Source organism: Umezawaea sp. Da 62-37 (assembly GCF_032460545.1).
Taxonomy (GTDB): Bacteria; Actinomycetota; Actinomycetes; order Mycobacteriales; family Pseudonocardiaceae; genus Umezawaea.
Window position 1 is genome coordinate 50,410 of sequence record NZ_CP135965.1, and the last position, 13,504, is coordinate 63,913.

Genomic DNA, 13,504 nt, shown 5'->3' on the forward strand with positions numbered 1-13,504 from the left:
CGTCGTCGGCGACCGGCGCCGGCGTTGCGCGGCCGCGGGGTGCGACTACGACATCCGACCGGCCCGGACGGGACGACCACGGCTCTACTGCGGCCCGGCCTGCCGCAAACGCGCCAGTCGCATGGCCGCCGGTACCCGCCGGGCGCCGGTCCGAACGAACCAGGGTGGCGAGTCGTGACGCTGGTCGAAGGATCCGATCCGTCAGCGGCGGCGCCGTTTCGCCACCGCGCCCGCGGCGCCGGTGCCTGCGAGGGCGGTCACCACTACCCCCGCCCATATCGGCCCGTTGGATCCGGTCACCACGGCGAACAAGATGAACGCCGTCAACGCCGTGACGAACACCAGATACCCACGCCAGAAGTGTCTGCCGGACAACTCGCCCACCCAGCTCGCAGGCCTGCCGATCGGCTGACCCTCCGGCTGTTCGGGGCCGGAAACATCGTTCCCGGGTCGTAGGCTCATAAAGCAGTACCTCTTCCGACTTCCTCGTAAGGGATCACGGACCGGGCTGCTGCGATACACGGGACCCCTGGTGGCGACCAGGGGTCCCGCCGCGTTCACAGCCCTGTCGTGGGCAACATAGAACGACCCCCGACACACGGCCCGAGCACTGACCGTGTGGCCCCCGGCGGTCACACCGGCACATCTGCCGTGCGGAGACGTCGGGGGGCGGCCACCGGGGGTCGACGTCCGCCTCTCCATTACGACAGGCATGATCGTTGTCCTGCTACTCCTGGCGGACAACAACGGCACGTGAGGCAAGCACATGGGGGCTGACATGGCGGGCAGACCTGCGAGAACGGTCGGAGCACCACCACAGGTCGACAAGAAGTACCTGCCACTCCATTTCGGACAAGCCGGAGTGGAGCTGGTCGAACTGCTCTACCGATTACGGGAGGAGGGCGGCTTCACCCTCAAGGACGTGGTGAAGCGGTGGGCCGAGACCGATCCGGAAGGTGCCGCGACAGCCAGAGTGGTACCGAAACCCGATGTCGTCGCACCCCAGCGCATCACGGAACTGATGCAAATGCGCAGGGGCCTGCTGCCGACATCCCTGATCAAGGTTTTCCTGGAGCTGTGGATACAGAACACCACGCCGGGATCGGTCGCCAGGAAAACCACCATCGACACCCTGGAACGGCTCAGGCACAGAGCCGGCAAGTATGAGGAGCAGCACCGAGCAGACACCGGCACCCCACACCCATCCCGGAACGATCAGCGCAGATTGTCCGAGGAGATCGGACAACTCAAGGACAAGCTCATCACCGCCCAGGCCGATCTGTTGCGCACCTGCCGGGACAAGGAGCAGCTCGAGAAACTGACCGTGTTCCTGGTCTACGCCGTACAACGCCTGAGTGCGCAATACGGCGTGCTCCTCGACGAGCGCAACGCCCTGGCGGCGGCGCAACGGGAGTCCGACACCGGGTCGACCGCGGTCCTCGCCGAACGGACCAGACAGGTCGGCGACCGACTGGTCCGCGCCGAACACCAGCTCGCCAGAACGCGGGAGGAGGTCACCCAGCTCGCCGTCCTGGCCGAGGACCTGAAACGGTTGCTGCTCGCCTTGACCGCGCGCCTGGACGACGCCCAGTCCATCTCCACCGCCCCCCTGGCCAAGCAGGTCGACACCGAGGGGGCCCAGGATCCGGACCCGGTCGGCCTGCAGATGATCGCCGAGACCGACTCCGCCCTCGACCGCGTCGAGGACATGCTCCAGACCAGCAGCGACAACCGCGCCGTGGTCCGTCGGCACCTCACCGACACCTCCGCGGAGGAGGGTGTGACCTCAGACGACGGGGGTGCGTACCCGCCCCCGTCCGCGGAACCGCCCGTGACGGTCGTGTCCGACAGTGGCCCGCCGGAGGCCCTGCCGGGGCCTGGCACGACGTCCGGGATTGTCCGCCCCGAGGTGGACAACGCGGAGAACCCGCCTTCCGGCGATGACGCCGGATCGTCCCCGGACAACCCCGACCACGGGCGCCTGGCCGTCCAGTCCTCGGCCGACGACCCCGACACCACCGGCGACTCGGCGGCGCGGCGAGATCCCGACGGCAGCCGGGGTCCGGGCGGACGACGACCGCGTGATCCGGATGTGGCGTCGATCGACGTCGTGTCGCCCACGACACCGCCGATCGGCTTCGCAGGGGTACCCGTCGAGGTCCTGAAACTACGGAGAACCCCTCGGAGCACTGTCAGGAAAAACAGGACGAAAAAAATCGTGACGACTTTACTGTCGACGGTATTGCTGTCGTCCACGTTGACCAAGTCGGAAAACCCGAATATCGAAGTCCCACTTAAACCGACACCCGACCTCGCCAGTCCGCAAAATCCTATCCCGGATGCGGCCGCCGGTGTCCACACGCTTTACCCCAACAGGCACAGCATCAAAGACGTCCACGGGGACGTGGTCGAGGTACAAGAATTCAATTCGGGCTACGCCGGATATTTTTTCAGGTGGAACCTGAACGACAGGAAAGGAGGGAAGGTCACCTTCACGCTCAATCCGGATTCACCGTGGACTGTCAGCAAGATCCGAAGCTACGTGTACGCCACCCCGCTGTGCGCCGGGATCAATGTCGAGGTGTCGTTCAAGTCAAGCAGGGTAAAAGTCGAAAATATCGACATGCAACCAGTCGACGAGAACTTCCTGAGGTCCGCACTGACTTTTACTGGGATGAACGGCATAACGGAGGACACGGTCACGATTTCCGCGTTCGACGTAAGTGGCGGGAACTGTCATGCCGCATTTTACTGGGGTCCACTCGCAGGTAGGAAATAAGTTCTCGACAGGTTCGCGGCGGCCGAATCCGACTCCGTGCCGGGCGGTTTCCGGACAAGCGCATCACCAAGGTGACCACTGACCGACGATGACCACCATCATCACCACAACCGGCGACCTGACCGGCTTTATGGGCTGTAGGGTCGATTGAGCGACGCAGGTCCGCGGTAATCCTCTCCACACGCGGGGCACATCACCGACACGGCGGTGGCCGGGACTTGGAACGTGGTGCGGCAGCGCTTCCAGAACTGGACGCACCCGAACCGCACCACGCAGGTCATGGTCACCGTCGGCACGGTCGGATCGGCGACGTCGACCTGGTCGCCAAGCACTCGGGGCGCGTAGGCGCCACACAGTGGGCACGGGTGCTCCGGTGGCGTCGTGTGACCGCCGAGTCGGCCGTGACGGCGCATCGTGGTGCGCGGTGCCACCTGTGCGCAGTCGCCGCAGCGCAGATACAGCACCGGGGACGGTGTCGGTCGGCGTGTCACCTCGACCAGTTCCCCGAGAGACCACCACGCCCTACGCCACCACGACACCGGTCCCCCGTGTTTGTCGCCGCTGGTCACGACGCCACCGACTCGCGACCGCCGCCACCCGTCGCCACCAACTCCATGGGTCTCACCGTAGGGCGCGATCATGCTGAAGGCCCAGCCCGATCGCGACGACCAGTGACCTACTCGTGCTTCGGCCGCCCTCGTCGCCGACCGGAAGGATCCGGTCGGCGAGGGTCAGTACTGCGCGCCGCAGTCGTCCACGCAGTCACGGCTGAACTCCCGCCGGGCCAGCACCGGGAACTCCTCGTCGTCCACGGTGTCATCGTCGTCCTGGTCGACGTCATCGTGGGCCGTGTCGGATTTCCTCCACCGTGACCTGGGCGCCGGGCCACGCGGCGGTCAGCACCCGGTCGAGGTGGTCGTGGTCGAGTTCAAGTCCGCCATCGGGCCTGGGAACGCGGCGGAAGACGCGGTCCAGGTCGGTCCGGTCGCCGGGCCACTGCGCCGGGGTCAGCCAGTCGCCGGTGCCGCCGTCCGCGCGGCCGGTCATGGTCACGGTGACGCCGTGGGTGTGCAGCCCCCCGCCCCACGACGGACCGTCCCAGTACTCGGTCCACACCTACAATACCGGGGGCCGGGCGGTCCCGGACGTGCCGGTGGTGGAGGTGACCTGGCGTAGCGCGCTGGTGTAGGAGATGTTCTCGGCCTGCGCGAGTACCCGCGCGTCGGCTTTGCGGGCCTTGTGGTCCGTCACGATCGGTCCCTGCCGGTGCGACCCCACGCCGTCGCACCTGAGGGGTCGCCGGTGTGAACGCGGTACGCGAGACGAAGCCCCTTGTCCTCTGCGCAGCCAGCCCGCGTGGGTGGGCGTGGCGGCTCGGAGTCAGGCCAGCGTGGCAGCTCGGAGTCAGGCCGGCGTGGCGGCCGCGGCGATCGTAGCGAACCCGGTGTCCCGCAGGGGCTGCAGGTCACGGCCGACCACGGTGTAGTGCTTCCGGTTGCGGGAGTGCTGGTTCGACGGGGCGGAGTCGTCGGCCTTGCCATCACGCCGACGTGATGCCGGTAGCGAGGTTTCGGGGCAAGGCAGGTGGTCATGGAGAAGATCACGGCCCTGGGTGCGCGTGACCATGGCCAGCAGGCGCGGGTGCACAACATGGACGCGGCCGCGGTCTCGAGTCCGCGAACGGTGTGATCGCGGCCGCCGGTGTCGGTAGCGAAAAAGGGGTCCCGTACGACAGTGAGAATGAAAGGTGATCACCGCGCGAAGGGGCTCATGTGGGAGGGGCTGGGGTGGGTTCTCGCCGATGGCCACGGATCGCGGTGGTGGTTGGCGCGGTGGCCACGCTGGTGTGGGCGGTGAGCGTGTTCGGGCTGCCGGCGTGGCTGCTGGCTGATGAGGATCCGGTGCGCAACGTGTTGGAGGGATTGAGCTGGCCCGCGGGGATCGTGGCCGCTCTGGCGTTGGGGGCACCCGCGTTGTCGCGGTGGGTGCGCGGCCAACCGCCCAATCCGACCGAGGAACCTGTGTGGACGGTGAATCCGCTGGTGGGGCGGGCGCTGCATTTGATCGACGGCGGGCTGCCGACGGTGTCGGAAGTGGGGCTGTTCGACTTGCGGGTGAAACCGGCGATCGACACCCATTCCGAGGACGGCTCCGATCTGCCCCCCTACGTCGCCCGCGACATCGACGACGACCTGGAATGGGCCATCCACGCGGGCGGGATCGTGCTGCTGCACGGACCGGCGGCGGTGGGCAAGTCACGGGCCGCGGCGCCCTGAGGCTGCTGGGCATGATCGGCTGCTTCGTGCTGCTCGTGCTCGTGCTCGTGCTAGTCGTCTTGGGTCGCTTCTAGAGACTCCTAGTAGACCGTCGCTTCTAACTTTTGGGGTAGAGGTGTCGGAGTCGGGTGCGGGCGTCGTCGGTGGTGAAGTGCCAGTCGACCTGACGTTGGTCGGTGTTGGTGGCCTGCCGCCAGGCGGCGAGTTCGGTGTTGAGTAGGTCGAGGTCGTCGATGCGGCGGGTGAGGCATTGGCGGGTGAGTGCGGATAGTTCGATCTCGGCGATGTTGAGCCAGGACCCGTGTTTGGGGGTGTGGTGGATCTCCAGGCGTTGGGCCAATCCGAACGCCTTCGCCGGGTCGAAGGCCTGGTAGAGAGAGGCGATGGTGTGGGTGTTGAGGTTGTCCATCACCAGCACGACCTTCTCTGCCTCGGGGTAGTCCACGGTCAGGAGCCGCTCGACCTGGTGAGCCCAGTCGACCCTGGTCCGGCGAGGTCGGGCGTCCACGTATCGCCAGCCCTGCAAGGGTTCGACCCAGCAGAAGATCGCGCAGGTGCCGTGGCGGACGTATTCGCTGTCCTGTTTGAGGTCGTGTCCGGGGGTGGCGGGGATCGGGCCGCGGGCGTGGCCCAGCAGTTGGTAGGGCTTCTCGTCCATGCAGACCACCGGTCTGGTCGGGTCGTGGGGTCGGGCGTAGACGGAGAGGACGTCCTCCATCGCGGCGGCGAAGGCCGCGTTCGCCTTGGGTGGGATGGTCCAGCACTTCCTCAGATGAGGACGCAGCCTCGTTTTTTTAGGATCCGTCCGATGGTGGAGTGGTCCAGGTCCGGGATGTCCTCGATGAGTGCGACGTGTTTCTCCAGCAGTCGCAGCGACCATCGCGCGTATCCCGCGGGCGGGGTCGAGCAGGCGAGTGCGATCAGCCTGGCCTCGACCTCGCCGGTCACCACCGAGGCCACCGGCGGAAACTCTCGCTTCTTGCGTGCGATCGTCGCGTGCACGTCACCGCCGGTCTCGGCGAACCGTTGGGCGATCAGGCGCAGGGTCTCGCCCGAGACCCCCAGACGTGCCGCGATCGCCTCCTTCGGATCGACCGCGCCGATCGAGGTGTCCAACGCGAGCAGCACCCGCGCCCGCATGATCGACGAAGCCGGGTGCACGCCCGTCCTGGTCACTCGGATCAACTCGTCACGATCTCGCTCGGTCAGCGTGACCGGATGTTTCTTCTGTGCGCCCATGGCGGCCGTCCTGTCCGGCGGGGGGAGAAAGCCTGCCGGAGACCAGTATCCCAGTTACGTCATAACTAAGCCACGACGCTCTACTAGCCCGCTGGCAACCAGGCCCCGCATCACCGAGGTGATGCGGGGCCTGGCGTGTCCGACGGCAACGGACACGTCGGCACACGGGGCCTTCGGTGATGCGGTACCAGCCTGGTGGATGATGCCCGGCTTGACGATCTAGAAGCTGAGCTTCGCGGGCGTGCCTTGGCGGTGGCGACCAGCTCCTCGATCCACCAGTTCGACGCTGAGGAGTACCAGGCCTACCTCGACGGCGACGAGTACGAGTACGACGGCAGCTTCCAGGAGGTCATCCTGTTCGTCCTGGAAGTGCCCTACGACGACCACTGGTACCTCGTCGTCGACGGCAACGAACGACGGATCAAGGTCAAGTTTACCGAGATCGACTGACCCGCCCACCACGACCTCACCAGTGCCATCCGGATTCCCGATCACGAGCACGCGGCATGGCTTGAGGCCCGTAGCCGAACCGCTCTCATCGCCGCAGGCATACGCAACCCAATACAGAGCCCTCGAGCCATCACTGACGACAAGAACGATCTCTACAGCGACAACGTCGTGTTCGGCATCAAGAAGCCCGTCACCGAGTCGAATCCCGACCCCTTGACCGAACCTCTTCCGAAACAGGTTCAAGGCCTCATCCCCCCGCTTCTCTCCGGTGTCGATGTTCCGATCGACACCAGGAGGTCATCAGCGACGAATTCCACGTCACTGATGAACGAGTTGCGAGCGCTGTGCCGCGGCCAGGGTGTGCAAGCGCCCGGAATTGACCGGCAGGTCGGTCCCGCGCTGCGCGCGGTGTGCGGGATCGTTCCGTCCGACGGGCCGGAGGAGGTCCGCGTCAAGTTCAGCCGGTGGGTCACCAGCGTCGTCGACGGGTTTCCAACCGAACTGCGCCTGGCCGTGCTCGCCCCGCTGGGACTGCACGAGGAGGCGCAGTCACGGTTTCTCAACGACCGCGTCGACTGGCTGGCCCGACTCCACGATCGGGGTAAGCGGACCATCCGGCGCCGCATCGAGGAGGGCCTGACCCGGCTCGTAGAGACGGCCGTGGAGCCGCTGGCCCCGGTCGTCGCCACAGATCCGGAGAACGGGTGGCGGTTGGTTCAGTTCGACGCGCTGCTGCGCTTGGATGGCGAGACGCCCTCGTGCACCGAGCGCCGCACGATCCGCGCCGAACGCGACGGCGTGGACGAGGTCACCTGGTCCATCACCATGCCCAAGCCCTCCGAGGACGGCACGCCGGGCGACCTGGAAGTACAGGTCCTGCACGGTGTGGAGCTGATCCCGACGGAACGGCCGTCGCTGCGGCGGGTCCTGTTGCGCTTGCGTCTGCCCCGCCCATTGCAGGCCGGGCAGACGCACCAGTACGCGCTGGAGGTGCGGGTGCCCAGGGCACAGCCGATGCGTCCCCTCTATGTGTTCTGGCCCGAGCGCGGCTGCGATCTGTTCCAGCTCGTGGTGCGATTCCCCGTCGATGAACTGCCTGCGGCGCTGTGGCGCGTGGACGGCGCGTTCCACTACGACCTCGACGACGATGCCGAGGGCACCGACCTGATCGAGGTCAACGGGATCGGCGAGGTGGACGTGTCGTTCCCGAACCCGCGGCCCGCCCACGGCTACGGCATCCAGTGGCGCCCCTGGGCACCGGACTGGCCCGACCCTCCTGCCCCCCGCAAGTCTCCTGAACAGGGCATGGAGTGGTACTAGGCGAACATGCTCGCTTTCGCCGATAGTTGATCAAGTGGGTACGCAGTCAGACGGGTTGGCTGGGCCGCTCTTGTTCGTGGCCGCAGGTTAGGCCTTCGCCACCAGTTCGGTCAGGTTGAGGGTGTGGACGTTGCGGCGGCGGATCTGGTCGATGAAGGCGCCGGACTCGCTGACGCTGCGGGTCTCGGTGGTGAGTAGTCCGCGGTCGCGGAGCTGCTGAAGACCTTGAACCCTGGTGCTTTCGGCGAGGCCGTACCGCTCGGTGGCGACCTTCGGGGAGAACCACACCGGAGTGTTCTCGTTGCCGCGCTGTTCGCAGCGCACCACCAGGAGCATCGCCAGCGCGGGGCCGCTGAGGGCCGCGATGTGCCCGGCGGTCCAGAGGCCTGAGGGCAGCCGGAAGTAGCGGTGGGGCTGCAGTGCCCGCTCGCCGGCGCCCTTCTGCTTGAACCGGTTGTAGGTCTCCGACGGCGGCTCGTACTTCCTGGCGTTGCCGCGGTCGCTCAAGGGCCTGACCGCGCTGGCCTGACCGCCGCGGTCACGAACACGGGCCAGGTCGCGGTCGACCAGGTCGTGGATCGCGCTGTGGATGCGGCGAGCACCGCGGTTCTCGATGTCGTCGAGCCCCAGCAGCGCGGCCCAGGCACGCGCGGGGCGGATCGCCTCGTAGGGCTCCTTCGCGCACACCCACAATAGGGAGAGGTAGAGCTTGAGTCGGAGTTGACCGCCCCGACCGCCGCCCCCGCCGGTGGCGCTGCTGAGCAGTTCGGCCATCGGCGGCCGCTCACGGTCCTCTTCGGCGATGACGAACGCGGTGCGTACCGGCGCTCCGGCCTTGCGGCGTTTGGCGCCCAGTCGCTCGGCGAACTCCCGCGAGGCCTGTTGTTGGTCCGACTCCGCGTGCGCCGAACCGAACGGCCCAACTGGCGTCGCCAGCGCCGCGACCGGGCCCTTACTCGTCATCAGCAGTTATCCTTAGCACTCGATGTTCTACATACTACGGGGCGCTAGACCGAGGGTAAGGCACTGCGCTAGCGCAGGGGTATCTTAGGGAGTCTAGGTGCACACACACGGCGCTAACGTAGGGGTAAATAGATTTACCCGTTGAGTCCTTTGAGGACGGTCATGGATCGGGTTGGACAACACGGCCCGCGGGCCTCTAGTGTCACTTCTGACGGAACAGCAAGGGCCCGATGTCGACGGTGCACTCGTCGCTCGTGCCAAAGCGGAGCTGCAGGTACCCGCCACGCCAAGACCGTCGAGAAGGGCCCAGGGTTCTGGCCAGGTATGCCAGCCCCTGGGCCCTTCCTCATGTCCGCGACCGGGGTATCGGTCGACCTGGTGGTGCAAGCCGCACGCCACCGGGCTGCGGGTGCTGCTGCGCACCGGGGACCGGCGGCTCTGGGTCTGCCCGGCACCCCGCTGGACCCGACCGGCTCGGTGCAGGACACCCGCGACCGGGTGCTGACCGAGCACGCGCACCTGCTCGACCGGATCGCGCTGGTCAGCCTGCTCGACACGGTCGGCCCTCACCGGCGCCCCGACGGTGGCGCGGTGGTCACGATCGCCCACGTGGTCCTGGGGCGCACGCGACCGCGCCCCTCGACCAGCCCGGCTCGGCGCAGTGGATCCCGGTACGGGCCGTGTCGGCCGCCGAGCCGATCCGGTCGCTGATCGACGCGGCGGTCGAGCGGGGACGCGTCACGGTGGAGCGGACCTGTGCGGGCCGACGTTCACCGTCGCGCAGTTGCGCGAGGCCGTCGAGGCGTTCTGGGGCGTGTCCGGTCGACCCGCGCAACTTCCACCGCAAGGTCACCGGCGTGCCAGGCTTTCTGGTCGAGACCGGAGCGCGGACCCCAAGCGGGCCGGGTCGACAGGCCGCTCTGTACCGCAAGGGCGGCGATTCACGAGTTGGGTCAGCCGTTCAGGTGGTCGAAGTGGTCAGCGGCTGAGGGCTTGGATGGCCTGCATTCCCAGATCCATGATCATCTCCAGTGCGATGGTCTGCCCGGCCGACTGCAGCGCTTGAAGGATGCTGTTGATCTGGGTCCGCATCCGGCCCCGGTCCGGAGTAGCGGCACTCGCTACCTGGTGCAGTTCCTCGGCCTGAGCGTCAACGGCTTGTCAGGCTTCCTCGTCCAACCCGAGCACGGGCAGGGTCTGCCGCAGGGCGCTGGCGAACTTGAGCACCTCGGTGCTGTCGAGCCCTGTGTTGACGTTGTTCTGGACGTTGGAACTGGCATTGGTGATGTTGCCGATGCTGCCGGTCATCGTGATCGTCGTGTTTCCGGCGACGCCTATAACCCCTGCTAATCCTCATTTCGCCAAACGATCCGCTCCTCACCAGCACCATCGCACGTTTAGCCCAGGGGTAGACAACGCGCAACTGATCGACGTCGACCTGGGAGGATTTTTCGATTTCGAGCGGTGCGACGGCAACACCCTTGGGCAAGCGTAATGGGTGCAGCACCACGCTGTTCTCGGCTGTGGTGACAGCGCAAGCACGCCACGTCACCACAGCCAGAACCAACTACAAGCCGCAGGGCAACTTCAACTTCCGAATTTTTTACTCACCCACCGCAGAAGGCCAGCGCCAACTGCGGTGACACCTGCCGCAGAAGCGCCCCACAGCCAACCAGCGACCAGAAGGAACGCAAGTAGCAGTAGCAGGAAAATCATGAATCTTTTGAACCGCTCTGCGTCGCTGAAGATCAGTACGAAGAACCGAGCCCAGCCTCGTTCGTTCTCGTCATCTTCGGGTGTGCTGATCTCGGTCGCCCTTGTGGCAGCAACGGCGGAGTCATCTTCACGTTTGGGTTCCTTGGCGTCGCACTTCTCATCGCACATCGCTGGCCACCTCCGCCAAGTGCCACACCCGATCGTAGGGTGAATTTAAGGCAATCTTGGGGTTACCTGTATGGCCGCTGGAAACTATGGTGGGTATCAGTGCGAGTCCTTACCTAGATGGTCCTAACCGGGGCTTCCGAGGGGGCTCGCACGCGGCGGGCGGTCAGGGTGCAACCTGGCCGCCCGTCCCCGTCCTGGCTCGAGATCCGGGGTAAGCGTGGCGAATCCACTGCCCCAAATGTAACCACGGATAGTGACATTCCAAGTAATCGGGGTACACGTGTCGCTCTGGCTGTGGGTTACATTCTAGGTCCTCAAGGCGTCACAACAACGCTGCTGTGCACTCAGAGTACCTACATTGGCTTCTTTATCTCTCCCCAAGTTGACCGCATGGGGCAGGCGTGCTTGATGCACGCAGAGTAACCAGCCGGGGAGAAACGTCGAGCTGATGGATCAAGGTTTTCCCTGGCTACGAGATGGCAGGAGAACGGCAGAGATGGCACGGCATAGGGTTGCCGGGATCTCTCCCTGGGGTCCGCACGAAGGTTCGAAGGTCGGGAGAGATCACGGGAGAAACCATCTAACTCTCCCTGGCCCGCTGAACAGCTACAAGGAGCGATCATGCCGGGTGACGACAGACACACCGCGAAGCAGCTGGTGGCTGCTCGGAAACAGGCTGATGGCGCGATGAGCGACTCCCGTACACGGCTGACAGCAGCCGACAAGTTCCCGAAGCGGGCCGGAGGTCGGATAGTCGACCGCTTCATGACGACCGAGAAGATGGGGAAGACCTCGGATGAAGAGGATGCGGAGGTGGAATGCCCAGGCGGGGACGATGTCAACAGCCTCACCTCGGGAGAGACAGATGGCCAAAGCGGTCTGTCGATCGGTGAGCGCAAGATGGCGATGTTCCTGATGACCAGGGCAGTGGACCAGTTCGGCCAACTCACCACCACTATCGAACAGATTCGAACTCTCTGGGGGACGCAGGAAGGACACTGGTCTTTCGGTAAGACGAAGAGTGTCCTGCAGTCGGCTTGCGGAAAGTTCATGGGCAAGGGCGCCGAACCTGGGAAACTGGAGTGGCACAAGGTGCGCGATGTCCTCGTGTCAGCGGGGAAGGAGAGTGACCTTCCTGAAGCGGCGTACTTGTTTTGCGAAGCCATGGGCCTTACCGAGCCCCCTGCGGGCTACGTGGGAGAGGTAGTCTGCCCCTCCTGGAGCAAGGACAAGACCGTGAAGGTCTACACGTCCTTCATGGTCGGCGGCCGGGACTGGGCCCTGAGGTTCTGGCCCGAAGACATAGTCAACGAGATGGATCCGAACCCGCCTGCATCTGGGCAAGATCCACAAGCTCTTACAGCGGCCGAGCTCCAGTTGCGACAGGATAAGATCAACAAACTTCTTGCCAAATGCCAAGACCGCGAAGACATGCTCTTCGGAGTCTCGAGCGAGCTAGTCAGGACGTTAGCGAAGGTTGATGAATTGGAAAATCAGATCGCGACAGCCGACCACATGTGGGCTCAACGAGAAGCCGATCTGGCAAGTCGAGAGCAAGAAGTGCATAGACTCCACGCCTCAGTTGGCCGCGCTTGGGAGGAACAAGAGGAGTTTCGCAGAGACGTAGAATCCAAGGCAGCCGACATGGTCCGAAAGATTCATGGGGAAGCCGAGGCAGCGAAGTTCCAGGCTCAGCGTGAACGAAGCAGCCTGGTCAACGAGAATAAGAAGTTGCGTTTGAGCGTGTTGGCGTTGAGTGAAGATATTTTGGCCTCACACAGGAGGACTCATCCCACTGCCAGCAGGGAGACTCTGCTTTCACTGCTTGGCGATGCCCTACCTCCAGGCATCTCGATCGAGGACCTCAAGCCGCGCATTGACCCTTGGTCTCCCGATAGCACAGGCCAAAAAACCAACGGTTAGCCCCATCCGCCCAGGTCATAGCGATTCCTGACGCCGATGAACACCCCTGACGATGGGCAACACCCCATCAGGCGCAGTCGAGGGCGTTGATCAGGATGTGCCCCGTCGATGATCATGTGAGGACGGGGCGGTGCTGGGGTGTCCACGAAGTTTTTCTCCGATGCGGAGATCACGCGGTTGCGGTCGTGGCCGGAGGAGTTGGGGCGTGACGAGCTGATCCGCTACTTCACCCTCGGTTCGGATGAGCGGGCCTGGTTGGAGAGCGCGGCGCGGGGATCGGGGAATCGGATCGGGATGGCGATCCAGTTGTGTGCGTTGCCGTGGTTGGGGTTCGTGCCCGACGACGTCGATGAGGGCTGGCGGCCAGAGCGAACCGGGTCGCGGTGCAGTTGGGTATCCCAATCGTGGACCTGGCCGGCTAGGTGCCCGTCCGCAGACCCGAACCGAGCATCTTCGGGCCCGACGGGTGGATCCGCTGGACCGGCTCCACACCGCAGCCCTCGGGCACGCCGGTCGACTTGGCCCCCGTCGACGGCTTTCGGCATCTGCAGGTCAGCTCGATGTTGGCCGCGCTGGGCGAAGTCGTCTCCACGGCGCTGCCCGAGCACATGCGCGGCCTCGACGACCGGGACCCGGTTGATGATCGGTAACGAACACCGTGACGCGGTCG

At 65.4% G+C, this 13,504-nt stretch carries 16 protein-coding genes and 1 pseudogene; 9 read left to right on the plus strand and 8 right to left on the minus strand.

All coding sequences use genetic code 11. The features are described 5' to 3' along the window. Positions 1-201: 201 nt before the first annotated feature. Complete coding sequence (locus RM788_RS00225) at positions 202-462, minus strand: hypothetical protein (RefSeq protein ID WP_315929347.1); 261 nt, start codon at positions 460-462, stop codon at positions 202-204. A gap of 400 nt (positions 463-862) precedes the next feature. On the opposite strand from RM788_RS00225, the gene RM788_RS00230 reads away from it, so the two are divergent. Then, entirely contained in the window at positions 863-2,779 is a 1,917-nt protein-coding gene (locus tag RM788_RS00230; RefSeq protein WP_315929346.1) for a hypothetical protein, read from the plus strand. Between the two features lie 207 nt (positions 2,780-2,986). Then, positions 2,987-3,124 carry a hypothetical protein gene (locus tag RM788_RS00235; RefSeq protein WP_315929345.1) on the plus strand — a complete coding sequence of 46 codons (138 nt, stop codon included), beginning with the start codon at positions 2,987-2,989 and terminating at the stop codon, positions 3,122-3,124. 492 nt (positions 3,125-3,616) lie between these two features. Here RM788_RS00235 and RM788_RS00240 read toward each other — a convergent pair whose 3' ends face one another. Together RM788_RS00240 and RM788_RS00245 are read right to left on the minus strand one after the other, a co-directional pair. Further along, on the minus strand, positions 3,617-3,895 hold the full coding sequence (locus RM788_RS00240) for a hypothetical protein (protein WP_315929344.1): 279 nt from the start codon (positions 3,893-3,895) through the stop codon (positions 3,617-3,619). Then, positions 3,896-4,030: a hypothetical protein gene (locus RM788_RS00245; RefSeq protein WP_315929343.1), complete on the minus strand. Its 135-nt coding sequence runs from the start codon at positions 4,028-4,030 to the stop codon at positions 3,896-3,898. It lies immediately after the preceding gene. A 581-nt stretch (positions 4,031-4,611) separates the two neighbouring features. Here RM788_RS00245 and RM788_RS00250 point away from each other — a divergent pair. After that, positions 4,612-5,055, plus strand: a complete 444-nt coding sequence (locus RM788_RS00250) for a hypothetical protein (protein ID WP_315929342.1) — start codon at positions 4,612-4,614, stop codon at positions 5,053-5,055. Positions 5,056-5,152: 97 nt separating this feature from the next. On the opposite strand, the gene RM788_RS00255 is transcribed toward RM788_RS00250, so the two are convergent. Next, positions 5,153-5,935 carry an IS630 family transposase gene (locus tag RM788_RS00255; protein ID WP_315929341.1) on the minus strand — a complete coding sequence of 261 codons (783 nt, stop codon included), beginning with the start codon at positions 5,933-5,935 and terminating at the stop codon, positions 5,153-5,155. Continuing rightward, a complete protein-coding gene (locus tag RM788_RS00260; protein WP_315929340.1) occupies positions 5,824-6,294 on the minus strand; it encodes a helix-turn-helix domain-containing protein in 471 nt (156 codons plus the stop codon). The genes RM788_RS00255 and RM788_RS00260 overlap by 112 nt, the downstream gene beginning before the upstream one ends. Before the next feature lie 252 nt (positions 6,295-6,546). Between RM788_RS00260 and RM788_RS00265 the strand changes: the two genes are divergently transcribed. Further along, a complete protein-coding gene (locus RM788_RS00265; protein ID WP_399342831.1) occupies positions 6,547-6,744 on the plus strand; it encodes a DUF1883 domain-containing protein in 198 nt (65 codons plus the stop codon). A gap of 168 nt (positions 6,745-6,912) precedes the next feature. Continuing rightward, positions 6,913-8,064, plus strand: coding sequence for a hypothetical protein (locus tag RM788_RS00270; protein WP_315929338.1), 1,152 nt, complete (start codon positions 6,913-6,915; stop codon positions 8,062-8,064). A gap of 87 nt (positions 8,065-8,151) precedes the next feature. Here the strand turns inward: RM788_RS00270 and RM788_RS00275 are convergent, their stop codons facing one another. Further along, positions 8,152-9,027, minus strand: a complete 876-nt coding sequence (locus tag RM788_RS00275; RefSeq protein WP_315929337.1) for a hypothetical protein — start codon at positions 9,025-9,027, stop codon at positions 8,152-8,154. A gap of 324 nt (positions 9,028-9,351) precedes the next feature. Here RM788_RS00275 and RM788_RS00280 point away from each other — a divergent pair, with 324 nt between their 5' ends. Beyond that, entirely contained in the window at positions 9,352-9,738 is a 387-nt protein-coding gene (locus RM788_RS00280; protein ID WP_315929336.1) for a hypothetical protein, read from the plus strand. Between the two features lie 450 nt (positions 9,739-10,188). Here RM788_RS00280 and RM788_RS00285 read toward each other — a convergent pair whose 3' ends face one another. Both RM788_RS00285 and RM788_RS00290 read right to left on the minus strand, forming a co-directional pair. After that, complete coding sequence (locus RM788_RS00285; protein WP_315929335.1) at positions 10,189-10,335, minus strand: hypothetical protein; 147 nt, start codon at positions 10,333-10,335, stop codon at positions 10,189-10,191. Between the two features lie 279 nt (positions 10,336-10,614). Next, positions 10,615-10,911, minus strand: a complete 297-nt coding sequence (locus tag RM788_RS00290; protein WP_315929334.1) for a hypothetical protein — start codon at positions 10,909-10,911, stop codon at positions 10,615-10,617. Positions 10,912-11,532: 621 nt separating this feature from the next. Between RM788_RS00290 and RM788_RS00295 the strand changes: the two genes are divergently transcribed. The 3 genes and pseudogenes from RM788_RS00295 (at position 11,533) to RM788_RS00300 (ending at position 13,484) form a co-directional block, all read left to right on the plus strand. After that, positions 11,533-12,834 carry a hypothetical protein gene (locus tag RM788_RS00295; protein WP_315929333.1) on the plus strand — a complete coding sequence of 434 codons (1,302 nt, stop codon included), beginning with the start codon at positions 11,533-11,535 and terminating at the stop codon, positions 12,832-12,834. A 138-nt stretch (positions 12,835-12,972) separates the two neighbouring features. Continuing rightward, positions 12,973-13,170 (plus strand): annotated as a pseudogene (locus tag RM788_RS52810) (DUF4158 domain-containing protein); the annotation flags it as partial. Positions 13,171-13,256: 86 nt separating this feature from the next. Then, on the plus strand, positions 13,257-13,484 hold the full coding sequence (locus tag RM788_RS00300; RefSeq protein WP_315929332.1) for a hypothetical protein: 228 nt from the start codon (positions 13,257-13,259) through the stop codon (positions 13,482-13,484). Positions 13,485-13,504: the final 20 nt, after the last annotated feature.